Consider the following 24,443-nt stretch of genomic DNA (forward strand, 5'->3'; position numbering starts at 1 on the left):
GCGTGAACGCCCCTCAAGGCCACCGTCCGGTCGTCGCGATAGTCGACGCCTACTCCTCCGCCAGCCATCTGGCACCGCTGTTCCGCGCCCAGGGTTTCGACTGCGTGCACGTCCAGAGCCTGGAGCGGCCGCCGGCCGCCTTCGGTCCGTCCTTCCGGCCCGACGACTTCTCCGCGACCGTCGTGCACACCGGCGACACGGCCCGGACCCTGGCCGCCCTCGCGCCGTACGCCCCCGTCGCCCTGCTGCCCGGCGCGGAGATCGGGGTCGAGCTGGCCGACGTCCTCAGCGAGGCGCTGGGGCTGCGGACCAACGGCACCGCGCTCAGCAACGCCCGCCGGGACAAGTTCCACATGGTGGAGACCGTCAAGGCCGCCGGTGTGCCGGCCGCCGACCAGATCCTGGCCACCGACCTGGACGCACTGCTGGACTGGTACGGCGACACCGAGCGGACCGTGGTCCTCAAGCCGGTCCGCAGCGCGCTGAACGACGGGGTGTCCTTCTGCGGCACCCGTGACGCCGTACGGGCTTCCTTCGAGGCGCTCGTCGGCGCCGAGAGCGCGCTCGGGCTGCGCAACGACGCCGTGGTCGCCCAGGAGTACCTCGTGGGGGCCGAGTACTACGTCAACACGGTCAGCCTGGACGGCGAGCACTACGTGTGCGACGTGTGGAAGACGCAGCACCTCGGCGTGAACGGCGTCCGCGATCTGCTCGGCGGGTCGTCCCTGATGGTGCGCCGGGGCCCGGAGCAGGATCTGCTGACGGAGTACGCCTTCTCGGTGCTGGACGCGCTCGGCATCCGCAACGGCCCGGCCCACACCGAGCTGAAGCTGACCCCCGAGGGCCCCCGCCTGGTCGAGACCGGCGCCCGGGTCTGCGGGGCCATGCTCCCGGTGCTGACCGGGGCGGCGATCGGTGAGAGCCAGCTGGAGTGGACGGTGCGGGCGTACACGGACCCCGAGGCGTTCGAGGCCCGCCGGCACACCGACTACGAGGTCGCCCGGCACGCCACCTGCGTCAACATGATCGCGCCCGACGGGGGCAAGCTCCTCGACTACCCGAAGATGGCGGAGCTGCGGGCGCTGGAGAGCTTCCACGACATTCTGTTGAAGGTACGGCCCGGCGAGGAGATGTCCCGGACGGTGAACGACATCACCTACCCGATGCTCGTACACCTCCTGCACGAGGTGGAAGGCGTCGTCGTCCACGACTACATGACGGCGCGTTACCTCGACGGGGAGGGCTTCTACGATGTCGTCTGACCGCCGCCGCCTGGCCCAGGCCGCCGGCACACTGCTGGTGCTGGGCTACTGCGTCATCAACTCCACCAAGTCGGTCTTCGAGGGCGCCCTCGTCCAGGACCTCTCACCGGAGTTCATCGCCTTCAACTCCTTCGTGGTGGCGCAGGCCTTCTACTTCTTCACCCTGCGGGACAAGCGGGGCCTGTGGGCCGCTGTCAGGCGCTGTCTGCCGGACGTGGTGATGCTCAACCTCTCCACCGCGGTCTGCTGGATCGCGGTGCTGTACGCCTTCACCGTCCTCGAACCGGCCATGGCCAACTCGGTGATCATCGGGCTGGGGCCGGCCATCACGATCGCGCTCGGCTTCAAGCTCCGGCCCGGCACCCGGGCGCTTCCGCTCGAACTGGTCGCGGCCGGCGCGATGCTGGTCGCGATGGCGTATCTGCTGGTCATGGCGTCCGGCGGCGGGTCGGCCATCGGGGACGTACCGGCCGGGGAGCTGGTCTTCGGGGTCGTGATGTGCGTCCTGACCTCCGTTTCCCTGTCGGGCGTGACCTACTACACGAAGCGGCTCGGCGACGCGGGGATGTCCGTGCGGCAGATGATGGCCTCGCGGTTCGTGGCTCTGATCGTCTCGACCTTCGTCATCCTGCTGGTGCGCGACAGCTTCGGCGCGTACTCCCCCGACAACGTGGGCGCGATCCTCGCGATCAGCCTCGTCGGGGTGATCATCTCGCTGTACCTGCTCCAGCAGGGCATCGTACGGACCGAGCCGATCACGGTGTCGATGCTGTTCGGGACGAACCTGCTGATCACCTACGCGGTCCAGTTCGCCGACCCGAGGCTCCACCAGTCGCAGGGCACTCTCTACGGCCTCCTCGCGATCTCCCTCGCCATGTGTCTGGGCACCTGGGCCCGCTGGCGGGCCGACCGGCGGAAGGCCGACGAACCCGCGCCCGGCCCGTCGGCCCGGACGGAGGCCAGGACATGACGGTCCTGGCCCACCTCAGCGACCTGCACCTGGACGGCACCGAGGAGACCGCCGACCGCGCCCGCCGGGCCGTCTCCCACCTCACCGGGCTGCCCGGCACGGTCGACGCCACGCTGGTCACCGGCGACATCACCGACCGGGGCAGCGCGGCGGAGTACCGCCAGGCGCGCGATGTCCTCGCCCCGCTGTACGAGCGCGGCCCCGTACTGCTCTGCCCCGGCAACCACGACTCCCGCCCGGAGTACCGGCAGGTGCTGCTCGGCGGGAGCGGCACGGCTCCCGTCAACGAGGTCCGGGCCGTCGGACCGGACGGGGTCCGGGTCCTGATGTGCGACTCGTCGGTGCCCGGCCGGCCGGAGGGCCTGCTGGAACCGGAGACGCTGGAGTGGCTGGACGACACGCTCGCCGCGGCCCCCGGCAGCCCGGCCTTCGTCGCCTTCCACCACCCGCCCGCGCCGCTCGGCCTGCCCTACATCGACCGCATCGGGCTGCGCGGACCGGACGCCCTGGCGAAGGTCCTGGCACGTCACCCGCAGGTGGTCGCCGTGCTCTGCGGCCACGCGCACACGGCGGCGGCGACCACCTTCGCCGGCCGCCCGCTGCTCTGCGCCCCAGGCATCGTGTCGTCCGCGCTCATGCCCTGGGAACAGGGCCCGGACTCCTCCTGGAAGACCCACGCCGCGCCGCCCTCACTCGTCTTCCACCTCTACGAGGAGGGAAGACTGACGAGCCACGTCCGCGTGGTGTGACCCGCACCCCGCGCGCCCGAGCACCGTTCGCACCGCCTCCCCTCCCTCTACGGTCGCGAGCGTGCTTGGCCGGCGGGTGCCCGGCCCCTCGCCGGCTCAGCCCGACCGGCCCAGCCGTCGGCGGACGCGCCGGACCCGGCCGTTGTCGGCGACCGTGTCGAGGATCCGGCGTCCGGCGCCCGCCTCGTACGCCGGGCCCTCCAGCCGGAGCAGGGTGCCGCCGCGGACCACGGCGTACGCGACCGGCGCGTCCGCCTTCGGCAGCGTGACCGGGTGGCGTCCGTCCGGGAGCTTCAGGCGGGCGGGCAGGCGCAGCAGCGCCGTCGGCCCGTCGGCGGCGGGAACCACTTCGGCGGTGACCGTCAGGGCGGACACGGTGACCTTGACGGGAGCCGGGTCCCCCGGGCCCGCCGCCACGTACGGCAACGGGAGCGAACGCCCGCCGCGTACGGCGTTGGCCGCGGCGGCACCTGCCGTGTCGGGGCCGAAGCTCCGCAGGCGCTGGTCGATGTCGAGGGCGAGCTGGCCGACACCGGCGGTCCGGTACGGGAGCGCCAGCCGGCCGCCGGTCAGCGCCGGACCCGCCGCCGGTCCGCCCGGGGCGCCCTGGCCGGTCACGCGGACCATCCGGTCGATGCCCAGCAGACTGACGAACGCCCACACGTCGTAGACCCCGCGCTCCAGCCGCCGTCCGCCGGCCAGTCCCCGCGGGTCGAGGCGGAGCCGCCCCGAGGCGAGGAGCCGGGACCGGCCCTCCCCCAGCGGCTGGAGCCGGACCTCCAGGTCGCCGTCCGGGTACCACCAGTCCTCCCGGTCGCGGTCCTTGACGACCAGTTCCGCGTACGCCATCCGGAGCGGGTCGCGGACCTCCCATCCGTCCTCCGCCCCCGGTACGCCGGTCAGCAGCTCCGGGTCGAGCCACCACGTCCCGTCGCGCTCGGTCAGGACGAGCGGCTCGCCGTCGCCGCGCAGCAGGTCCAGCGTGACGTCGGCGACGAGGCCGCCGTCCTGCCAGTGCGGTGCGCCGAGTTCGCTGCGGGCCGTCACGGTCCGGACGTGCTCCGCGAACGCGACCGCTCCGGCGAAGTCGCCGCGTTCCAGCAGTTCGGCCCGCACCCCGCTCACCGCGGGCAGCCCACGCCGCACGGCGGGCGGGAACTCCTCCGACGCCACCTCACGGGCCGTCTCGAACCGCTGTCGCTGCTCGGCCGGGTCCTCCCGCAGGATCTCGGGCTCGCGGGCCCTGGACAGGACCTCGACGTGGTAGAGCCGGTGCAGGAGCCGGTTCTGCAGGGCGTCGACGTCGTCGGAGGGGCTGGTGCCGTCCTTGACCTGCCCGATGACGGTACGGAGGTTGGGCCAGAACCCGTGCCGGGGGTTGAACCGGTGGCGGGTGTTGTTCCCGCCGTCGTCCCGCTTCATCCAGTAGTAGCAGGGGTAGTCGGCCAGGACCGAGATCCGTTCCGCCTTCAGGTAGGCGGCGGTGACGAACGCCAGATCCTCCATGATCCACGGGCCCTCGGGGAAGCGCAGCCCGTGCTGCTCGACGAAGGCCCGCCGGAACATCTTGTGCGGCGACATGCTCTGCATGAGCTCGTCGTTCTCGATCGTGCAGCTGTCCAGCGTGTACCGGAACAGCCTCCGGGGCCGCACCATCGTGCTGGACATCTTGCCGATCACCACGTCGGACCGGTTGCGCGTAGCGTGCTCGTACAGCCGCTCCAGGGCCTCGGGGCCGAGCTTGTCGTCGTGGTCGACGAACTGCACGTACTCGCCCCTGGCGTGCCGCATGCCGAGGTTGCGCGGCGCGCCCGGCCAGCCGGAGTTGGGCTGGGTGTGCACCTGGACCTGGTCGTGCCCGGCCGCCAGTTTCTCCAGCCGTGCCAGGGTGTCGTCCGTGGAGCCGTCGTCGACGTAGATGACCTCGTACTCGTCGGCCGGAAGGCTCTGGCCGAGCAGCGACGGGGCGCACTCGTCGACGTATTTCCCCGTGTTGTACACGGGAACGATCACGCTGACTTTGACTCTCGGCATTCCACGGACCTTCACGTTGGCGGGCGCAGGGCATCCGAACCCTCACTGCCGGGCCCGGACGACGAGGGGACGAAACCCTGATCCGGTCCCGGAACCGTCCGGACGGCTCACGGACAGCTCACGGACGGCTCATGCAAGCGGAATGGGGCCCGGCCCACAGGCCGGACCCCCCTCGCTTTCCCCCTCCGTCGGGCTTCCCGATCCCCCCGGACCCCTCCCCGGAAGTCCCGACGCTGAGTACGACCGGGCAAGGTACGTAAAGGTTGCACGCCTTGACGATCTCTTTACCTTCGAGTCGTCGACCCGCTCTCAGCAGGCGTGTTCCAGGTACCGGGCGGCGACTTCCGCGATCACTTCGGCTCCGTCGCGGGCCCAGAGCTCCTCGTTGAAGATCTCGACCTCGATCGGCCCGTCGAAGCCCGTCGCCTCGACCTGCCGGCGCATCGCGCGGAAGTCCACGCTCCCGTCGCCCAGTTGGCCCCGGCCCACCAGGACTCCCGCCGGAAGCGGAGTGATCCAGTCGGCCAGCTGGAAGGAGTGGATCCGGCCGCCCGCGCCCGCCCGGGCGATCTGCGCGGGCACCTGGTCGTCCCACCAGATGTGGTAGGCGTCGACGACCACCCCGACCTGCTCGGCCGGGAAGCGCTCGGCGAGGTCGAGGGCCTGGGACAGGGTGGAGACGACGCAGCGGTCCGAGGCGAACATCGGGTGGAGCGGCTCGATCGCGAGACGGACGCCGCGCTCGGCGGCGTACGGGGCGAGCTCGCCCAGCGCGTCGGCGATGCGCTCCCGGGCGGCGTACAGGTCCTTCTCCCCTTCGGGGAGCCCGCCGGAGACCAGCACGAGGGTGTCGGTGTTCACGCCCGCCGCCTCGTCGACCGCCGCGCGGTTGTCGTCCAGCGCGCGGGCGCGTCCGGCGGGGTCGGTCGCGGTGAGGAAGCCGCCGCGGCAGAGGCTGGTGACGGTGAGGCCCGCGTCCTTCATCAGGCGGCCGGCGCGCTCGACGCCGTACGCCTGCACCGGCGCGCGCCACAGGCCGACCTGGCCGATGCCCGCCTTGGCGCAGCCCTCGACGAGCTCCGGCAGGGAGAGCTGCCGGACCGTCTCCTGGTTGATGGACAGGCGGGACAGTTCGGTGCTCATCGGCTTCCTCCGTGAACGGTCAGCAGCGCCCGCATCCGGGCCTCGGCCAGCTCGGGGTCGGGGAACAGACCGAGGCGGTCGGCCAGTTCGTACGCCTTCGCCAGGTGCGGCAGCGAGCGGGCGGACTGCATGCCTCCGACCATCGTGAAGTGGTCCTGGTGGCCCGCCAGCCAGGCGAGGAACACCACGCCCGTCTTGTAGAAGCGGGTCGGGGTCTCGAACAGATGGCGCGAGAGCTCGACCGTGGGGTCCAGGAGGGCCCGGAAGCCCACGGTGTCCCCGGTGTCCAGGGCGCGCACCGCGTGGGCGGCCAGCGGGCCGAGCGGGTCGAAGATGCCGAGCAGGGCGTGGCTGAAGCCCCGGTCGTCGCCCGCGATCAGCTCGGGGTAGTTGAAGTCGTCGCCGGTGTAGCAGCGCACCCCGCCGGGAAGACGGCGCCGGACGTCGATCTCGCGCTCGGCGTCCAGGAGCGAGATCTTGATGCCGTCGACCTTGTCCGGGTGTTCCGCGATGACCTTGAGGAAGGTGTCCGTGGCGGCGTCGAGGTCCGCGCTGCCCCAGTAGCCCTCCAGTGCCGGGTCGAACATGGGGCCGAGCCAGTGCAGGACGACGGGCTCCGTGGCCTGGCGCAGGAGATGGGCGTACGTCTCCAGGTAGTCCTCGGGGCCCTTCGCGGCGGCGGCCAGCGCGCGGGACGCCATCAGGATGGCCTGGGCGCCGCTCTCCTCGACCAGGGCGAGCTGCTCCTCGTACGCGGCGCGCACCTCGGGCAGGGTGGCGGGGCCGGTGAGCTGGTCGGTGCCGACGCCGCAGGCGATCCGGCCGCCGACCGCCTTCGCCTCGGCGGACGACCGGCGGATCAGCTCCGCGGCGCCCGCCCAGTCCAGGCCCATGCCACGCTGCGCGGTGTCCATGGCCTCGGCGACGCCCAGGCCGTGCGACCAGAGGTGGCGGCGGAAGGCGAGGGTGGCGTCCCAGTCGACGGCGGCGGGGTCGTCGGGGCTGATGTCGGCGCCCGGGTCGGCGACGACATGGGCGGCGGAGAAGACCGTACGGGAGGCGAGCGGAGTCCCGGCGGGCGCCAGGTCGAGCGGGGTGGCCCGGGGCTCGTAGGGCCCCTGGGGGAGGTGGATGGTCACAGGCTCAGCTCCGGGACGTCGAAGCGGCGGCCCTCGGCCGAGGACTTGAGGCCGAGCTCGGCGAGCTGGACGCCCCGGGCGCCGGCCATCAGGTCCCAGGTGTAGGGCTCGTCGAGGACGATGTGGCGGAGGAACAGCTCCCACTGGGCCTTGAAGCCGTTGTCGAACTCGGCGTTGTCGGGGACTTCCTGCCACTGGTCGCGGAAGGGCTCGGTGACCGGCAGGTCGGGGTTCCAGACCGGCTTGGGGGTGGCCGAGCGGTGCTGGACGCGGCAGTTGCGCAGGCCCGCGACGGCGGAGCCGTGGGTGCCGTCGACCTGGAACTCGACGAGCTCGTCGCGGTTGACGCGCACGGCCCAGGAGGAGTTGATCTGGGCGACGGCGCCGCCGGCCAGCTGGAAGGTGCCGTACGCGGCGTCGTCGGCGGTGGCGGCGTAGGGCTTGCCCTGCTCGTCCCAGCGCTGCGGGATGTGCGTCTGCACGTGGGCCGAGACGCTGGTGACCTGGCCGAACAGCTCGTGCAGGACGTACTCCCAGTGCGGGAACATGTCGACGACGATGCCGCCGCCGTCCTCCGCACGGTAGTTCCAGGAGGGGCGCTGGGCCTCCTGCCAGTCCCCTTCGAAGACCCAGTAGCCGAACTCGCCGCGCACGGAGAGGATCTCGCCGAAGAAGCCGCCGTCGATGAGGCGCTTCAGCTTGAGCAGGCCGGGGAGGAAGATCTTGTCCTGGACGACACCGTGCTTGATGCCGGCGTCACGGGCGAGGCGGGCCAGTTCGAGCGCGCCCTCGACGTCGGTGGCGGTGGGCTTCTCTGTGTAGATGTGCTTGCCGGCGGCGATCGCCTTCTTGATGGCCTCGACGCGGGCCGAGGTGACCTGGGCGTCGAAGTAGATGTCGATGGACTCGTCGGCGAGCACCGCGTCCAGGTCCGTCGACCACTCGGTGAGGCCGTGCTGCTCGGCGAGTGCCTCAAGGGCGTGGGCGCGGCGGCCGACGAGCACGGGTTCGGGCCACAGCACGTCGCCGTCACCGAGGTCGAGGCCGCCCTGCTCGCGGATCGCGAGGATCGAGCGCACCAGGTGCTGTCGGTATCCCATGCGTCCCGTGACGCCGTTCATGGCGATGCGCACTGTCCTGCGTGTCACGAAAGTTCCTCCATACAGCCGTAGCAAGCGCTTTCTATGCGGTAAGACGCTAGCCTGCCGACAGTGGCCCGGACAAGGGGGGCCGCTCCACAACTCCTCGGAGGAGAGCGATGACAGTCACCCTGGCGGACGTAGCGGCCCGCGCCCGGGTGTCCCCGGCCACCGTGTCCCGCGTCCTGAACGGCAACTACCCGGTGGCCTCGTCCACCCGGGAACGGGTCCTGCGCGCGGTGGACGATCTGGACTACGTACTCAACGGCCCGGCCAGCTCGCTCGCCGCCGCCACCTCCGACCTGGTGGGCATCCTGGTCAACGACATCGCCGACCCGTTCTTCGGCATCATGGCCGGAGCGGCGCAGAGCGAGATCGGCGGCCCGGGCGACGGAACCGGCCGGGCGGGCGGCGAGAAGCTCGCCGTCGTGTGCAACACGGGCGGCTCCCCGGGGCGCGAACTCACCTACCTCACCCTCCTGCAGCGGCAGCGCGCCGCGGCCGTCGTCCTCACCGGCGGCGCGCTGGAGGACCCTGCGCACCAGGCCGCGATGGCGGTGAAACTGGCCAAGCTCGCGGACGCCGGCACCCGGATCGTCTTCTGCGGGCGCCCTCCGCTGCCGGGCACCGACGCGGTGGTCGCCGCGCTGACCTTCGACAACCGGGGCGGCGCCAGGCGCCTCACCGAGCACCTGATCGCCCTGGGCCACCGCCGGATCGGCTACGTCGCCGGGCCCTTGGAACGCACCACGACCCGGCACCGGCTGGAGGGGCACCGCGAGGCCATGAAGGCGGCGGGGCTGTACGGGGACGAGGAGAGCGTCACCGTCCACGGCCCGTACGACCGCAGTTCCGGCTACGACGCCACCCTCGAACTCCTGCGCAGGGAACCGGACGTGACGGCCGTCGTCGCCGCCAACGACACCGTGGCACTCGGTGCCTGTGCGGCGGTCCGGGAGCGCGGGCTCCGCATCCCCGAGGACATCTCGGTGGCCGGCTTCGACGATCTGCCGTTCTCCGTGGACGCCGTACCCGCCCTGACGACCGTACGGCTGCCGCTCTTCGAGGCGGGGGCGCGGGCCGGCCGGCTGGCGATGGGCAAGGAGACACCGCCGGCGGGAGGCACCGCGACCATCGCCGCCGAGCTCATGGAACGCGGATCGACGGCGCCGCCCCGGCCGAGCTGAGGAATCTCCCCCTCGAACACGGGTACTGGTCAGACCGCACCGATGAAAGGACAGACACCGTGAAGCTCGCTTTCTCCACCCTCGGAGTCCCGGGGATGCCCGTGGCGGACGTGGTGCGGCTCGCCACCGGGAACGGCTACCAGGGGGTGGAGCTGCGCGCCCATCCCGAGGAGCCGGTCCACCCCGGCCTGACCTCGCCCGAACGGGCCGCCGTGGCCGAGGAGTTCAAGCGCGGCGGGGTCGAGATCCTCACCGTCGCCGGGTATGTGCGCGTGGCCGCCGAAGGTGAGGACGGGCCGGCGATCGCCGCGCTCGCCGAGCTGGTGGAGCTGGCGCGCGACCTCGGCGCGGCGAACGTCCGGGTGTTCCCCGGCGGCGGGGACCAGGACCCCGCGGAGGCCGACGCGATCGCCGCGCGGCGCCTGGGGGCCGCCGCGCCGCACGCCGCCGACCTGGGCGTACGCATCCTGCTGGAGACCCATGACTCGCACCGCGCCGGGGCCGACGTGGCCCGGGTCGTGGGCACGGTCGGACACGGGCAGATCGGCGCGATCTGGGACGTCATGCACACCTGGCTGGCCGGCGAGGAACCGGTGGCCAGCCACGCGGTGCTGGCACCGCACCTGGGCTACGTACAGGTGAAGGACATCGCCTCGGCCGAGGACACCGTGCCGCTCGCCCTCGGCGCCGGGGTGCTGCCGCTGAAGGCGTGCCTGGACGCGCTGGACCAGGACAGCTGGGTCTGCTGGGAGTACGAGAAGCGCTGGTACGCCGGTGCCGCGGACCTGCCGGACCTGCTGGCGGCGGGCCGGGAGCACATCCTGCGGCTCGGCGCGCCGAAGCAGTAGGCCGGACCAGCGCCACCTCGCTCGGCGCGGTGTTCGTGGCACTCGGTCGCTCCCGTCGGCTCGGCACCCGTCGCCGCGGCGCGCCGAGCCGGGGGGCGAGGACGGACGCCGCCACGGCGGGCCGTCCGGCCCGGCCGGGGACCGATGAGCCTGCCGCCGCACGCATTACCGGGCATGTCCGCCCCTTGTCCCGCGTGTCACGCCCGTTCTCGGGCCGCCCCCTTGACTGGTAGTTACTTTCCATATATCCGTACCTTCTTGGAAGTTTCTTTCAGCACCGGAAGGGGCTCACGTGCACCACCGCACCTCCAGACGCACCCTCCTCACCGCCACCGCGGCGACCGCCGCAGCCGCGGCCTCCGGCGTCGCCGCTCTCCCCGGCGCCGCGCAGGCAGCCACGACGGGCACCTCGACGGACAGCCGCCTCAAGCGGCTCATCGCCCGGATGAGCCTGGAGGAGAAGGTCGGCCAGCTCTTCGTGATGCGGGTGTACGGGCACTCCGCGACCGAACCCGACCAGGCGGACATCGACGCCAACCTCGCCGAGATCGGGGTCCGCGACGCCGCCGAGCTGATCTCCACGTACCACGTCGGCGGAATCATCTACTTCGCCTGGGCGCACAACACCCGCGACCCGCACCAGATCGCCGCCCTCTCCAACGGCATCCAGCGGGCCGGGCTCGCCGGTCCCACTCCGCTGCCGCTCCTCGTCTCCACCGACCAGGAGCACGGCATCGTGTGCCGCGTCGGTGAGCCCGCGACCCTGCTGCCGGGTGCGATGGCTCTGGGGGCGGGCGGTTCGCGCTCCGACGCCCGCGCGGCGGGCCGGATCGCGGGGGCGGAGCTGGCCGCGCTGGGCATCAAGCAGAACTACGCGCCGGACGCGGACGTCAACGTCAATCCGGCCAACCCCGTCATCGGCGTACGCTCCTTCGGCTCCGACCCCGAGTCGGTCGCCGGGATGGTCACCGCTCAGGTGAAGGGGTATCAGAGCGCCGGAATCGCCTCCACGGCCAAGCACTTCCCGGGCCACGGCGACACCAGCACCGACAGCCACACCGGTCTGCCCGTCATCTCGCACACCCGCGAGCAGTGGGCCGAGCTGGACGCCCCGCCGTTCCGGGCAGCCGTCGCCGCCGGCATCGACTCGATCATGACGGCCCACATCGTGGTGCCCGCCCTGGACCCGTCCGAGGACCCGGCGACCCTCTCCCGCCCCATCCTCACCGGCATCCTGCGCGAGGAGCTCGGCTACGACGGGGTCGTGGTCACCGACGCGCTCGGGATGGAGGGCGTCCGCACGAAGTACGGCGACGAACGCGTCCCCGTCCTCGCCCTGCTGGCCGGGGTCGACCAGCTGCTCAACCCGCCGCACCTCGATGTCGCCTGGAACGCTGTCCTGAACGCGGTCAAGAGCGGCGAGATCAGCGAGGCGCGCATCGAGGAATCGATTCTGCGCATCCTGCGTCTGAAGACGAGACTCGGGCTGTTCCGCGACCCGTACGTCACCCGGCGGGGCGTCGACCGCACGGTCGGCATCCCCTCGCACCTCGCCGCCGCCGACCGGATCGCCGAGCGGACGACGACGCTGCTGGCCAACACCGGCTCACTGCTGCCCCTCTCACGCCGGTCCCACAAGAACCTCCTGGTGGTCGGGGCCGATCCGGCCTCCCCCTCCGGCACGACGGGGCCCCCGACGACGACGCTCGCCGGAGCGTTCGAGGAGCTGGGGTACGCGACGACGGCGCTGTCGACGGGCACGGCCCCGACCCAGGCGAAGATCGCCGAGGCGGTGGCCGCGGCCCGTGGCAAGGACGCGGTGGTCGTGGGGACGTACAACGTCACGGCGACCAGCAGCCAGCGCACCCTGGTCAGCGCGCTCGCGGCTACCGGCGTCCCGGTGATCACCGTCGCGATCCGCAATCCGTACGACATCGCCCACCTGGCCGGTACGGGCTACGCCGCGAGCCTCGCCACGTACTCCTGGACGGACGTCGAGCTGCGGGCCGCCGCTCGTGTGATCGCGGGGCGGGTCCGTCCGGAGGGCAGGCTGCCGGTCCCGGTGCAGCGGGCGGACGCGCCCGCGCAGGCGCTGTACCCCGTCGGCTTCGGACTGTCGTACCGGAGCTACGCCACACCCTCGCCGTAACCATCCCAATGAGTTAAGAACACCCGTGCACCTGGCGTGCGCCCGCTCCGGCGGGTCACGCTGGGTGCACCGCCGTCGGACGGGCCGGCCTGCCCGCCACCGGCCGACTTCGTCCTGCACGTCTCCCCCGGCGGCCCCGCCCCGTCGGGGAGCCCCGCCGCGCCCCGCGGGTACGCGTGCATGCGCAACCTGGAGCCCCCGCGCCCCGGCGATCCCGGGCAGGGCGGCGGCCCGCTGACGGTCGGCTCGGCGGTGGCGCGACGCGCGCTCTGTCCCGGCACCACGGATCTGTATGTGCGGCTGGGCGGGGACATGCCGGTGGGCTGCGCCCACCGGATGTGAACATCCGGCAGGCCCAGCCCACTTCGGTGCCGAGCGGCCCTACGGCCGCAGGTTGCCCCGGTCCCGCTGGAGTTCGGCGTCACGCACGTCCAGGCGCGCGTCGAACTTCGCGAGGGGCTTCGCCTTCGCCGGATCGGCCTCGACGGCCGCGGGTGCGACCCCGGCCCAGCGCAGGATGGCGGCGGTCGCCTTGGCCTTCTCGTCGGCGACGAGGCCGGCGACCTTGGAGCCGTGGTTGCCGCCGGGCACCGTGTAGACGTAGCTGTCACGGGCGCCGCGGCCCAGGCGGAAGGGCTCGGCTCCCCACGGGTCGTTCTCGCCGTAGACGTACAGCATGTGCCTGGCGTTGTTCCGGACCCAGCTGTCCACGTCACGCATGGCCGAGGGCTGGAACTTCATCGGGATGGAGCGGGGCACGAAGTTGCGCGGCGGCTGGTAGCCGTAGCGGCTCAGGTTCCCGAGCCAGGGCTGCTCGATGTCGGGCGAACCGAGCTGGGTGCCCGCCTGGTAGTAGTACGGCGTGTACGTCTCCAGGGCCTGGTCGGCGTAGGCGGAGAAGCCGGAGATGCCGTCGATGGAGTCCCAGATCTCCTGGTCGGTGGCGTTCGGGGCGTCGGCCGGGACGGAGTCGCAGTCGGCGAGCATGCTGTACTGCCAGTACGCCCAGACGTAGTCCATGACGACGGCCTCGTACGCCTTGTCGAGCGTGCCGACGGTGTCGAAGGTCAGGCCGTTCTCGGCGGCGTACGCCTCGAACTTCTTCTCCAGCGGCTCGCGGCGGACGAGGGCCTCGCGCTGGACACCGCTCAGCCGGTCCCGGCACTCCTTGGTGCCGACGCCGGCGAAGAACCGGTCGTACGCCGAATCCTCCTTGTCGACCACGTCGTTGGGAGCGACATAGGCGACGATGCCGTCCATGTCCTTCGGGTAGAAGCGCTCGAAGTAGGTGGCGGTCATGCCGCCCTTGGAGCCGCCGGTGGTGAGCCAGTTCTCGGAGTAGATCTTCTTCAGTGCCTTGAATACCCGGTGCTGGTCGCTGGCGGCCTGCCAGATGTCGAGTTTCGACCAGTCGGCGGGGGCCGGGCGGGACGGGGTGAAGAACCGGTACTCCAGGGAGACCTGGTTACCGTCGATGATCTGCGTGGGCTCGCTGCGGCTGGGGTTGGTCGAGACGTTGTAGCCGCTGGTGAAGAAGACCGTGGGCCGGGTCGTGTCCTTGTGCAGCAGGGTGAGGCGCTGCTGGAACGTGCCCTTGGACGGGTGCCTGTGGTCGACCGGCTGGGTGTAGTTCAGGACGAAGAAGCGGTAGCCCGGGTAGGGCTTCTCCTCGATCAGGCTCATGCCCGGGATGGCCAGGATGCGGTCCCTGACGTCCGCGCTGCTGCTCTCGCTGCTGCTGAGGCCGCTGCTCTGCTTCGCGGCCGGTTCCGCGGCTGTGGCCGCACCGGCCGAGGCTCCGGTCGCACTCACTGTGCCTATGAGCACCGCGAGCGACAGAACGCCTCTGAGCGCCTTGCGCATGCACCCTCCCCTTGATTCACGACAGTGGCCGTGAACCTAGCGGTGGTAACACCCGTCACGCCAGACCCACTCGCACATCAGCACCCGATCCACCCGGTGGCGCCGGAAGATCCCCCGATCGAACCCGAGGCGCGGACGCAGCGGTTGAGCGCGTGCACCGTGACCGGGCCCGCCAGCTTGGTGAACCTGCCGCTGTCGACGACCGCCCGGCCGCCGCGCGGCTGGAGCGAGACCCGCATCGCCCGGCGCGCGCCCGGCTTCTTGGCGACCGTGACGGCGCACGCGTAGGCGCGGCTCTTGTAGACGCGCAGCGAACCGGTGGAGAACGACACCGACTTGATCAGCCGTCCGGAGCAGGGCGACGCGGCCTGCGCCGGGGCCTGCCCGGCGGGGCCGGTCACCAGCACCAGGGCTCCGAACAGCGGCAGGAGGAGGAACGACACCGCCGTGCGGCGGCGGCCCGCCGCCGGCCCGGGCCGCTTCGGTCCCGTCCGTCCCGATGACCTCAGCTGTCTCGCCACACGGTCCACCCCATCCACCACTCGAACATACCGACCCCCGTCAGACACACGTACGCATGGGTGTACGACGCGGGAAGCCGGCGTTCAGTTGCGGGGATGGCTCACACACCCGCCGGGGCGTCCTCCCCTATGCCCTCTCCTATGAAGGTGCGCCACAGCCGGGCGTACACGCCTTCCCTGGCCAGCAGCTCGGCGTGCGTGCCGTCCTCGGCGACCCGGCCCCGGTCCATCACCACGACCCGGTCGGCGCGCGCCGCCGTCGTCAGCCGGTGGGCGACCACCAGGGTGGTGCGCCGTCCTGCCAGCCGGTCGGTGGCCTGGTTGACCTGGGCCTCGCTGGCGAGGTCGAGGGAGGCCGTCGCCTCGTCGAGGAGCAGGATGTCCGGGTCGACCAGCTCGGCGCGGGCGAGCGCGATCAGCTGGCGCTGGCCGGCCGAGAGGTTGCGGCCCCGTTCGGCGACCTCGTGCAGATAGCCGTCCTCCAGGGTGGCGATCATGTCGTGCGCGCCGACGGCCCGCGCCGCCGCCTCCACCTGGGCGTCGGTGGCCTCGGGGAGTCCGTACGCGATGGCGTCGCGGACGGTGCCCTCGAAGAGGTAGGCCTCCTGCGGCACGACGCCGAGCCGGTGCCGGTACGCCGTCCTGTCGAGCTGCCGCAGATCCGTGCCGTCCGCCGTGACCCGTCCGCTCGTCGGGTCGTAGAACCGGGCGACGAGCTTGACCAGCGTGGACTTGCCCGCGCCCGTCTCGCCGACGAAGGCGACCGTCTGGCCTGCCGGAATCCGCAGATCGACGCCGGTGAGGGCCTCCTCCTCGTCGGCGTAGGCGAACGAGACGTTCTCGAAGGCGATCTCGCCGCGCAGCGACGTGACGTCCACCGGCTCGTCGTGGTCGGCCGTGGAGGTCGGCTCGCGCAGGAGTTCCTGGATCCGGCCGAGGGAGACGCTGGCCTGCTGGTAGCCGTCGAAGACCTGGGACAGCTGCTGCACGGGAGCGAAGAACAGGTCGATGTAGAGGAGATAGGCCACCAGCGCGCCCGTGGTCAGCGTGCCGTTGTCGACACGGCCGGCGCCGACGATCAGCACGGCGGCCGCCGCCACGGAGGCCAGCAGCTGGACGAACGGGAAGTAGACCGAGATCAGCCACTGACCGCGCACCCGGGCCTGACGGTAGTGGTCGCTGCGTGCCGCGAACCGCTCGGCGCCGTCGTGCTCGCGCCGGAACGCCTGGACGATCCGCAGACCGGAGACGGACTCCTGGAGGTCGGCGTTGACGACGCTGATGCGCTCACGGGCGAGCTCGTACGCCTTGACGCTCTTGCGGCGGAAGAAGAACGTGCCGACGATCAGCAGCGGAAGCGTCGCGAAGACGACCAGGGCCAGCTGGATGTCGAGGACGAGCAGCACGACCGTGATGCCGAAGAAGGTGACCAGGGAGACGAAGGCCGTGACCAGGCCGGTCTGCAGGAAGGTGGAGAGCGCGTCCACGTCCGTGGTCATCCGGGTCATGATCCGGCCGGTCAGCTCGCGCTCGTAGTAGTCGAGGCCGAGCCGCTGGAGCTGGGCGAAGATCTTGAGCCGCAGGGAGTAGAGCACGCGTTCGCCGGTGCGGCCCGTCATCCGGGTCTCACCGGTCTGGGCCGCCCACTGCACGAGGACGGCGAGCAGACCGAGTGCGGCCGCCGCCCAGACCGCGCCGAGCGCCATCTTCGTGACGCCGTCGTCGATGCCGTGCCGGATCAGCACCGGCAGCAGCAGTCCCATGCCCGCGTCGACGGCGACCAGCGCCAGGCTCACCAGCAGCGGGGCCCCGAAGCCGTGCAGCAGCCTGCGCAGGCCGTACGACTTCTCCGGTCGCACGGCGCTCGCCTCGTCGATGCCGGGGGCGTCGGTGGCGGGCGGCAGCGCCTCGACCTGGGCGAGCAGCTCGGGGGTGGCGGGCATACCGGCGGCCGCCGCGTCGCGCCGCTCCTCCTTGCGGATCCACAGCCCGGGGGTGAGACCGCGCTCGGCGTCGAACTCCGCGTCCAGCTCCTCCAGGAGCGCGCGGTCGTCCTCCGGTTCGGCGGTGACCGACGGCTGGTGCCCGGGTGAGGCGCCGCCCAGCTCGTCCGGGTCGGTGAGCAGCCGGCGGTAGAGCGCCGAGCGCCGCTCCAGCTCCGCGTGCGTGCCGATGTCGGCGAGCCGGCCCCGGTCGAGTACGGCGATGCGGTCGGCGAGGCCGAGCGTGGACCTGCGGTGGGCTATCAGCAGGGTCGTGCGGCCCTCCATGACCTGTGCCAGGACCTCGTGGATCTCGTGTTCGACCCGGGCGTCGACGGCGGAGGTGGCGTCGTCGAGGAGCAGCAGGCGGGGGTCGGTGAGGATGGCGCGGGCGAGCGCGACGCGCTGGCGCTGGCCACCGGAGAGGGTGAGCCCGTGTTCGCCGACCTTGGTGTCGTAGCCCTCCGGCAGTTCGGAGATGAAGCCGTGCGCCTGGGCGGCGCTCGCGGCGCGTTCGATCTGTTCCCGGGTGGCGCCCGGGTACCCGTAGGCGATGTTCGCGCCGACGGACTCGGAGAAGAGGAAGCTGTCCTCCGGTACGAGCCCGATGGCGGCCCGCAGCGAGTCCTGGGTCAGCTCGCGGACGTCGTGGCCGCCGACCAGGACGGCGCCGTGCGACACGTCGTAGAAGCGGGGAAGCAGGAGCGAGACGGTCGACTTGCCGCTTCCCGATGCGCCGACGACGGCGACGGTCTCGCCGGGCTCGATGGTGAGGGAGAAGCCGTCGAGGACCGGCCGGTCCTCGTCGTAGCCGAAGCGGACGTCGTCGAACTCGACGCTCGCCGGGGCGTCGGCCGGGAGCGTCTTGGTGCCGTCCTCCATGGAGGGCTCGGTGTCGATCAGCTCCAGGACGCGCTCCACACCGGCGCGGGCCTGCTGGCCGACGGTGAGGACCATGGCGAGCATCCGGACCGGGCCGACGAGCTGGGCGAGATAGGTGGAGAAGGCGACGAACGTACCTAGGGTGATCTCGCCCCTGGTGGCGAGCCAGCCGCCGAGGGCCAGCATCGCGACCTGGCCGAGCGCGGGGACGGCCTGGAGCGCCGGGGTGTAGCGGGAGTTCAGCCGGATGGTGCGCAGCCGGCCCGCGAAGAGCCTGCGGCTGACCTCACGCAGCTTGCCGGTCTCCTGCTCCTCCTGGCCGAACCCCTTGACGACCCGGACGCCGGAGACGGCGCCGTCGACCACTCCGGCGACGGCGGCGGCCTGGCTCTGGGCGTACCAGGTGGCCGGGAAGAGGCGCGCCTTGGAGCGGCGGGCGATGAACCACAGCGCGGGGGCGACGGCGAGGGCGACGAGGGTCAGGGGCAGCGAGAGCCACGCCATGATCACCAGGGAGATGAGGAAGAGCAGGATGTTCCCGATGGTCATCGGGAGCATGAAGAGGAGGCTCTGGATCAGCTGGAGGTCGCTGGTGGCCCGCCCGACGACCTGCCCGGTGGAGAGCTCGTCCTGCCGCTTCCCGTCGAGCCGGGTGAGGGTGCCGTACATCTCGGTACGCAGGTCGTGCTGGACGTCCAGGGCGAGCCGTCCGCCGTAGTAGCGGCGGATGAAGGTGGCGATGTAGACGAGGACTGCGGCCCCGATGAGCAGTCCGGTCCACACGCCGAGGGAGCGGGTGTGGCTGCCGACGACGTCGTCGATGATCACCTTGGTGATGAGGGGGACGAGCGCCATGACGGCCATGCCAGCGAGCGACGAGCCGAGCGCCAGCACGACGTTGCGCCGGTAGCGCCACGCGTATCCGCTCAGCCGCCGGCCCCACCCCGGTGTCTCCGGGGCGGGCGTTCCGGGATCCTGCGCCGCCGCGCTCCGTTTCTCCGCGCCCTGTTTCTCCGCGCCCTGTTTCTCCGCGCCCACGCGTGCCTCCTGTGTCGCCCCTTCGCCCCGCCTGGGCCTGCCGCATGTCTCCAACGCGGCCGGCCGAAGATTTCATCCTCCGGCAACAATTCTCAGCCGATGGGCGGATCCGGGGACCGGGGGTCCTAGGACCGGGGCGCTCAGCCGGTGGCGGGCCCGATGTCCTTGTGGACGGCCTCGGAGACGGCCTGGATGGTGTCGATGCCGTCCTCCATCGTCTTGTTGTCCTGCGTGAGCACGGTGATCACGTAGTCGTGGCCCCTGCCGCTGAACGCGCCGACGCTGTGCACCCGCCAGCCGTGGGTGGACCGCTCCAGCCAGCCGTTCTTCAGCTGGACCGTCGCGTCGCCCGGGGCACCGGCCGGGACACCCCAGCGCTGCTCCGGCACGACCTTGCGCATCCGGTCCAGGAGGAAGGTACGCGAGCGGTCGTCGAGGACCTTGTTCCTGGCCGTCACCAGGGTCATCAGACGCTGTTCGTCCTGGGCGGTGATCTGGGTGAGGCCCCACGCGCCCTTGGCGTCCAGTGCCGTACGGGTCATTCCGGCGGCCTTGAGGAAGCCCTTGACCTTCGCGGGGCCGAGCTCGTCCCAGAGTTCGGTGGTCGCGTCGTTGTCCGACTCGGTGATCATGGCTGTGGAGAGCTTGCTCTCGTGCGGGGTGAGCGGCCGGTCCGTCTTCTGCGCGTCCCAGAGCAGCGCCGCGAGGACCGTGACCTTGACGACGCTCGCCGAGTCCACCTGCTGGGTGGGGCGCAGCGTGCAGCTCGTACGCGTCCGGTGGTCCTGCACCGCCAGGGCGGTGGTGGACTTGTGCCCCTTAAGGGCAGAGGTGATGTCCTTGGACATCTTCGCGGCGAGCCCGGCCCGGTCCGAGGCGCAGGAGACGGCGGGGGCCGGGGCCGCGGTGGCGGGCGACGCCACGGCCGCCGGGGCGAGAGCGCCACCGATCAGGGCGGCGCCGAGCGCGGCACGGGAGTACCGGGTCATCCACTGGTGAGTCATACGGTCCTCCGCGCTGTCTCGTCGGTCGCCCCTGCGGAGCACTCGGACATGATGCGCGGAACGGACAAAACGAGCTATGGCCTGGGCCACAGGCGGGAGGGACGTCCTGGCGCGGGTCCCGCGCCGCAAGGCCTCCGGGCCGGGATCGGTGACCGACGCCACGCCGGCGCCCACCGCCTGGCCGGGCCGGAAGCCGGCCCGGGACCTGGCGGTGGCCGCGATCAGAGGTGCGTCGGCTCGAACATCTTCAGCAGCGCGGGGAGCACGACGACCGCGGGCCCCGGGGCGGCCAGGGCCTTGCCGAGGTCGACGGCGAGCGTCTCCGGCGTCGTACGGACCGCGGGGACACCGAAGGACTCGGCGAGGGCGACGAAGTCCGGGCGGGAGAGCTCGGTCGCCGTGGCCTCGCCGAAGGCGCCCGTCATGTACTCCCGCAGGATGCCGTAGCCCCCGTCGTCGACGATCAGCCAGGTGACGGGCAGGTCGTACTGCCGCACGGTGGCGAGCTCGGCGATCGAGTACATCGCACCGCCGTCTCCGGACACGGCGAGCACCGGCTTCGTCGGATCGGCCGCGGCCGCGCCGATCGCGGCGGGGAAGGCGTAGCCGAGGCCGCCCGCGCCCTGGGCCGAGTGCATCGTGTTCGGGCGGCGGGCGTCGAAGGCGGACCAGGCCCAGTAGGCGAGGATCGTCATGTCCCAGAAGCTGGGCGAGGTGTCGGGCAGCGCCTCGCGGACCGAGGCCAGCACCTGCTGCTCCAGCGTGAGGTCCTGCGCCGCGATGCGTGCGTGGACCCGCTCCAGCAGCTCCCGGACGCGCTCGGGCGCGGTGTCGTCCTCGCGGGGCTCCACGGCGTCCAGGAGGTCGGCGAGGGCCTCGCGGGCGTCGGAGTGGATGCCGAGCGCGGGGTGGTTGGACTCCAGCTTCCCGGCGTCGGCCTCGATCTGGATGACCCGGCCGCGCGGGGCGAACGTGTGGTAGTTCGAGGAGAGTTCCCCCAGTCCCGAGCCGACGACCAGCAGCACGTCCGCGGACTCCAGGAAGTCCGTGGTGTGCCGGTCCTCCAGCCAGGACCGGAGCGAGAGCGGGTGTTCCCAGGGGAAGGCGCCCTTGCCGCCGAAGGTGGTGACGACCGGGGCGTTGATCTTCTCCGCGAGGGCGCGCAGCTTGCCGGAGGCGTCGGAGCGTACGACTCCGCCGCCCGCGACGACCGCCGGCCGCTCGGCGTTCGACAGCAGGTGGGCGGCGACGAGGGTCAGCTCGGGGCGCGGGTACAGCTCGCGCGGGGTGGCGTCGAGCGCGCTGACGACGGGCAGGACGGTCTCGGCGAGCAGCACGTCCTGCGGGATCTCGACCCAGACCGGGCCGTGCGGGGCGGTCAGGGCGGATTCCCAGGCGGCGGCGATCGCGGAGGGGATCTGTGACGCCGTACGTACGGTGTGCACGGACTTCACGATGTCGCGGAAGGACGCCTTCTGGTCGCGGAGCTCGTGCAGGTAGCCGTGGCGTCCGCCGCCGAGTCCCGGGGTGGGGATCTGGCTGGACACCGCGAGCACGGGCGCGGACGCGGCTGCCGCCTCCTGGAGCGCGGCCAGGGAGGTCAGGGCGCCCGGGCCGGTGGAGAGGAGCAGCGGCGCCACCTCACCGGTGATCCGGCCGTAGGCGTCGGCGGCGAAGCCCGCGTTGTTCTCGACGCGCAGTCCGACGTACGGGAGCGAGGAGCGGCGCAGCGCGTCGAACATGCCGAGCGCGTGCTGGCCGGGCAGCCCGAAGACGGTCGTGGCGCCGAGTCCCTGGAGGGTCTCGACGACGAGGTCGCCGCCGTTGCGTCCGGGCGGGGGGTTCAGCGCCGCCTCGGCCTGCGCGGGGGTGAGCTGCGGCCGGTCGTCGTGGTCGTGACTCACTGGGTGCGGCCCTCCGCGATCTGGCGGGACATGATCGTCGTCAGTTCGTACGCCGTGTGCGAGGCGGCGACGGAAGTGATCTCGGCGTGATCGTACGCCGGGGCTACCTCGACCAGGTCGGCCGAGACGAGGTGGCAGGAGGAGAGTCCGCGCAGGATCTCGAGGAGCTCACGCGAGGTGAGGCCGCCGGCCTCGGGGGTGCCGGTTCCGGGGGCGTGCGCCGGGTCGAGGACGTCGATGTCGATGGATATGTAGAGCGGCCGGCCGCCTATGCGCTGCCGGAGCTGGTCCGCGATCTCGTCGACGCCGCGCCGCATGACGTCGGCGGAGGTGACGATGCCGAAGCCCATCTTGGCGTCGTCGGTGAGGTCCCGCTTGCCGTACAGCGGGCCGCGCGTGCCGACGTGGGACAGCGCCTCCGTGTCGAGGATGCCCTCCTCGACGGCGCGGCGGAACGGGGTGCCGTGGGTGTACTCGGCACCGAAGTAGGTGTCCCAGGTGTCCAGGTGGGCGTCGAAGTGGAGCAGGGCGACGGGCCCGTGCTTCTTGGCGACGGAACGCAGCAGGGGCAGCGCGATGGTGTGGTCGCCGCCGAGCGTCATCAGCCGGGCGCCGGTGGAGAGCAGGTCGTCGGCGGCCGCCTCGACGGTCTCGACGGCCTCGTTGATGTTGAACGGGTTGGCGGCGATGTCACCCGCGTCGGCGACCTGGGCGAGGGCGAAGGGGGAGGCGTCCTGCGCCGGGTTGTAGGGGCGCAGGAGGCGCGAGGCCTCCCGGATCGCGTTGCCGCCGAAGCGGGCGCCGGGCCGGTAGGAGACGCCGCTGTCGAAGGGCACTCCGACGACGGCGACGTCGGCGGTGCCGACCTCGTCGAGCCGGGGCAGCCGGGCGAACGTCGCGGGCCCGGCGTACCGCGGGACGCGGGAGGAGTCGACGGGGCCGCGCGGCGATTCGTTGCTGCTCATGGGTGCGGGTGCCTTTCGTTGTGCCATGCGCGCCTTGTGGGCGTTCATACGCTGTTGAGTCTCTCAGGGAGCCGGTACCGGCTGGTCAGACGGCCACCGGATCCGGGGCGGCCGGGTCGTCGGTCCCCCGCCCGGCCAGGCGCTCGCGCCAGGCGGTCAGCACGGCCGGATCGGTCGGCCTGGTCGCCAGCGAGACGACGACGTACACCGCGAGTGAGGCGATCAGCCCGTAGTAGACCGGCTCGTTGGCGAGGATTCCGTAGGCGGCCATCAGTCCGATCACCGCGACGCCGCCGACCGCCACGGCCGCCAGCGCGCCCGCCGCCGTGCCCCGGCGCCAGAGCAGGCCCCCCAGGATCGGCACCAGCAACCCGCCGACCAGCAGGTTGTAGGCGACGGTCAGCGCCTCGACGACGTCGTTGAGGGCGATGGCGATCACGATGACGGCGACGCCCATGATCAGGATGAACGCCCGGTTCCCCTTCACCTCGTCCCGCTCCTCGCCGCTTCCCTTGGCGACCACGCCCCTCAGCCGCGACCAGATGTCGTTGTTGGCCACGGTCGCGCAGGCGATCAGGGCGCCGGAGGAGGTGGACATCACCGCGGCGAGGGCGGCGGCCAGCACCAGTCCCCGTACGCCGACCGGCAGTTCGTCCTTCACGATCGTGGCGAAGGCGGCGTCGGCGCTGGGCAGCTTCGGGTACATCACCTTGGCCGCCGTCCCGATGACGGCACCGGCGACGGCGTAGACCAGACAGTACGTACCGGCGACGGTGCCGCCCCAGCGTGCGGTGCGGTCGCTGCGGGCGGTGAACACGCGCTGCCAGATGTCCTGGCCGATCAGCATGCCGAACGTGTAGATCAGGACGTACGTGAAGATCGTCTCGCCGCCTATGCCCAGCGGGTCGAAGTACTCCGTCGGCAGCTTCGCCTTCATCTCGCCGAAGCCGCCGGCCTTGACGACGGCGATCGGCAGGAGCAGCAGCAGGACGCCGATGGTTTTGACGACGAACTGCACCATGTCGGTGATCGTGATCGACCACATGCCGCCGAGCGTCGAGTACGCGACGACGATGGTGCCGCCCAGGATGATCGCCACGGTGCGGTTCACGTCGAACAGGACGTCGAAGATGGTGGCGTAGGCGATGGTCGAGGTGACCGCGAGCATCAGCGTGTACGCCCACATGACGACACCGGAGATGACCCCGGCACGGCCGCCGTAGCGCAGGTCGAGCATCTCGGAGACGGTGTAGACCTTCAGCCGGGCGATGCGCGCGGAGAAGAAGACGGACAGGGCGAGCAGCCCGAGGCCGATCGTGAAGACCATCCAGGCGCCGGAGAGACCGTACTGGTAGCCGAGGCCCACGCCGCCGATCGTCGAGGCACCGCCGAGGACGATCGCGGCCATGGTGCCGGAGTACATCCATGGGCCGAGGCGCCGGCCGGCGACCAGGAACTCGCTCTTGGACTTGGCGCGGCGCATGCCCCACCAGCCCATGGCGAGCATGCCGGCCAGATAGACCACGATCACCGCGTAGTCGACAGCCATGGGCTTCCCTCCGTTCCACGCGTTCAACAGGTTCGTGAAGACGGTAGGTGGCCGGAAGCCGACGCTGAAGTGTACGTTTCCTCCATCCTCATGAAGCTGAATGGATGGACCGTCC

17 protein-coding genes and 1 pseudogene are annotated in these 24,443 nt (G+C 71.8%); 7 read left to right on the forward strand and 11 right to left on the reverse strand.

All coding sequences use genetic code 11. The features are described from left to right. The first annotated feature begins 2 nt into the window (after positions 1-2). From ACZ32T_RS04805 to ACZ32T_RS04815, 3 genes are read left to right on the forward strand one after another with little or no spacing between them, the layout of a single operon-like run. Positions 3-1,262 (forward strand): ATP-grasp domain-containing protein, encoded by a 1,260-nt coding sequence (locus ACZ32T_RS04805; RefSeq protein WP_467365344.1) that lies wholly within the window; start codon positions 3-5, stop codon positions 1,260-1,262. Then, positions 1,252-2,232, forward strand: coding sequence for an EamA/RhaT family transporter (locus ACZ32T_RS04810; protein WP_467262817.1), 981 nt, complete (start codon positions 1,252-1,254; stop codon positions 2,230-2,232). The genes ACZ32T_RS04805 and ACZ32T_RS04810 overlap by 11 nt, the downstream gene beginning before the upstream one ends. Continuing rightward, on the forward strand, positions 2,229-2,981 hold the full coding sequence (locus tag ACZ32T_RS04815; protein ID WP_467262818.1) for a phosphodiesterase: 753 nt from the start codon (positions 2,229-2,231) through the stop codon (positions 2,979-2,981). Before ACZ32T_RS04810 ends, ACZ32T_RS04815 begins: the two co-directional genes overlap by 4 nt. A 96-nt stretch (positions 2,982-3,077) precedes the next feature. Here ACZ32T_RS04815 and ACZ32T_RS04820 read toward each other — a convergent pair whose 3' ends face one another. The 4 genes from ACZ32T_RS04820 to ACZ32T_RS04835 all read right to left on the reverse strand — a co-directional run bounded on the left by ACZ32T_RS04820 (position 3,078) and on the right by ACZ32T_RS04835 (position 8,445). Next, positions 3,078-5,015 carry a glycosyltransferase family 2 protein gene (locus ACZ32T_RS04820; RefSeq protein WP_467365346.1) on the reverse strand — a complete coding sequence of 646 codons (1,938 nt, stop codon included), beginning with the start codon at positions 5,013-5,015 and terminating at the stop codon, positions 3,078-3,080. A 309-nt stretch (positions 5,016-5,324) separates the two neighbouring features. Next, a complete protein-coding gene (locus ACZ32T_RS04825; RefSeq protein WP_467365348.1) occupies positions 5,325-6,158 on the reverse strand; it encodes a sugar phosphate isomerase/epimerase family protein in 834 nt (277 codons plus the stop codon). Continuing rightward, positions 6,155-7,297, reverse strand: a complete 1,143-nt coding sequence (locus ACZ32T_RS04830; RefSeq protein WP_467262821.1) for a dihydrodipicolinate synthase family protein — start codon at positions 7,295-7,297, stop codon at positions 6,155-6,157. The genes ACZ32T_RS04825 and ACZ32T_RS04830 overlap by 4 nt, the downstream gene beginning before the upstream one ends. Continuing rightward, positions 7,294-8,445, reverse strand: coding sequence for a Gfo/Idh/MocA family protein (locus tag ACZ32T_RS04835; protein ID WP_467262822.1), 1,152 nt, complete (start codon positions 8,443-8,445; stop codon positions 7,294-7,296). Before ACZ32T_RS04835 ends, ACZ32T_RS04830 begins: the two co-directional genes overlap by 4 nt. Before the next feature lie 110 nt (positions 8,446-8,555). Here ACZ32T_RS04835 and ACZ32T_RS04840 point away from each other — a divergent pair, with 110 nt between their 5' ends. From ACZ32T_RS04840 to ACZ32T_RS04855, 4 genes and pseudogenes are all read left to right on the forward strand, one after another. Further along, complete coding sequence (locus tag ACZ32T_RS04840) at positions 8,556-9,623, forward strand: LacI family DNA-binding transcriptional regulator (protein WP_467262823.1); 1,068 nt, start codon at positions 8,556-8,558, stop codon at positions 9,621-9,623. Between the two features lie 59 nt (positions 9,624-9,682). Beyond that, positions 9,683-10,471 (forward strand): sugar phosphate isomerase/epimerase family protein, encoded by a 789-nt coding sequence (locus ACZ32T_RS04845; protein ID WP_467365350.1) that lies wholly within the window; start codon positions 9,683-9,685, stop codon positions 10,469-10,471. A gap of 292 nt (positions 10,472-10,763) precedes the next feature. Next, complete coding sequence (locus tag ACZ32T_RS04850; protein ID WP_467365352.1) at positions 10,764-12,620, forward strand: glycoside hydrolase family 3 protein; 1,857 nt, start codon at positions 10,764-10,766, stop codon at positions 12,618-12,620. Positions 12,621-12,692: 72 nt separating this feature from the next. After that, a pseudogene (locus tag ACZ32T_RS04855) lies at positions 12,693-12,962 on the forward strand (hypothetical protein); the annotation flags it as partial. Positions 12,963-13,001: 39 nt separating this feature from the next. Here ACZ32T_RS04855 and ACZ32T_RS04860 read toward each other — a convergent pair. From ACZ32T_RS04860 to ACZ32T_RS04890, 7 genes are all read right to left on the reverse strand, one after another. Beyond that, positions 13,002-14,483 carry a S28 family serine protease gene (locus ACZ32T_RS04860; protein WP_467365354.1) on the reverse strand — a complete coding sequence of 494 codons (1,482 nt, stop codon included), beginning with the start codon at positions 14,481-14,483 and terminating at the stop codon, positions 13,002-13,004. A 77-nt stretch (positions 14,484-14,560) separates the two neighbouring features. After that, on the reverse strand, positions 14,561-15,004 hold the full coding sequence (locus tag ACZ32T_RS04865) for a hypothetical protein (protein ID WP_467262827.1): 444 nt from the start codon (positions 15,002-15,004) through the stop codon (positions 14,561-14,563). 101 nt (positions 15,005-15,105) lie between these two features. After that, on the reverse strand, positions 15,106-18,798 hold the full coding sequence (locus tag ACZ32T_RS04870; RefSeq protein ID WP_467365667.1) for an ABC transporter ATP-binding protein: 3,693 nt from the start codon (positions 18,796-18,798) through the stop codon (positions 15,106-15,108). Between the two features lie 248 nt (positions 18,799-19,046). Further along, positions 19,047-19,910, reverse strand: a complete 864-nt coding sequence (locus tag ACZ32T_RS04875) for a serine hydrolase (protein WP_467365357.1) — start codon at positions 19,908-19,910, stop codon at positions 19,047-19,049. 221 nt (positions 19,911-20,131) lie between these two features. Beyond that, positions 20,132-21,814, reverse strand: a complete 1,683-nt coding sequence (locus ACZ32T_RS04880) for a thiamine pyrophosphate-binding protein (protein WP_467365359.1) — start codon at positions 21,812-21,814, stop codon at positions 20,132-20,134. Continuing rightward, a complete protein-coding gene (speB, locus tag ACZ32T_RS04885; protein ID WP_467262830.1) occupies positions 21,811-22,779 on the reverse strand; it encodes an agmatinase in 969 nt (322 codons plus the stop codon). The genes ACZ32T_RS04880 and speB overlap by 4 nt, the downstream gene beginning before the upstream one ends. Before the next feature lie 85 nt (positions 22,780-22,864). Further along, complete coding sequence (locus ACZ32T_RS04890) at positions 22,865-24,328, reverse strand: sodium:solute symporter family protein (protein WP_467262831.1); 1,464 nt, start codon at positions 24,326-24,328, stop codon at positions 22,865-22,867. Positions 24,329-24,443: the final 115 nt, after the last annotated feature.

It is taken from the genome of Streptomyces sp. NPDC023573, from assembly GCF_055559735.1.

Bases quoted from the DNA above. Each gene is read 5' to 3' on its own strand.
- ACZ32T_RS04875 (WP_467365357.1), bottom strand. From the start codon at position 19,910: ATGACTCACCAGTGGATGACCCGGTACTCCCGTGCCGCGCTCGGCGCC.
- ACZ32T_RS04825 (WP_467365348.1), bottom strand. From the start codon at position 6,158: ATGAGCACCGAACTGTCCCGCCTGTCCATCAACCAGGAGACGGTCCGG.
- ACZ32T_RS04840 (WP_467262823.1), top strand. From the start codon at position 8,556: ATGACAGTCACCCTGGCGGACGTAGCGGCCCGCGCCCGGGTGTCCCCG.
- ACZ32T_RS04890 (WP_467262831.1), bottom strand. From the start codon at position 24,328: ATGGCTGTCGACTACGCGGTGATCGTGGTCTATCTGGCCGGCATGCTC.
- speB (WP_467262830.1), bottom strand. From the start codon at position 22,779: ATGAGCAGCAACGAATCGCCGCGCGGCCCCGTCGACTCCTCCCGCGTC.
- ACZ32T_RS04815 (WP_467262818.1), top strand. From the start codon at position 2,229: ATGACGGTCCTGGCCCACCTCAGCGACCTGCACCTGGACGGCACCGAG.
- ACZ32T_RS04810 (WP_467262817.1), top strand. From the start codon at position 1,252: ATGTCGTCTGACCGCCGCCGCCTGGCCCAGGCCGCCGGCACACTGCTG.
- ACZ32T_RS04860 (WP_467365354.1), bottom strand. From the start codon at position 14,483: ATGCGCAAGGCGCTCAGAGGCGTTCTGTCGCTCGCGGTGCTCATAGGC.
- ACZ32T_RS04820 (WP_467365346.1), bottom strand. From the start codon at position 5,015: ATGCCGAGAGTCAAAGTCAGCGTGATCGTTCCCGTGTACAACACGGGG.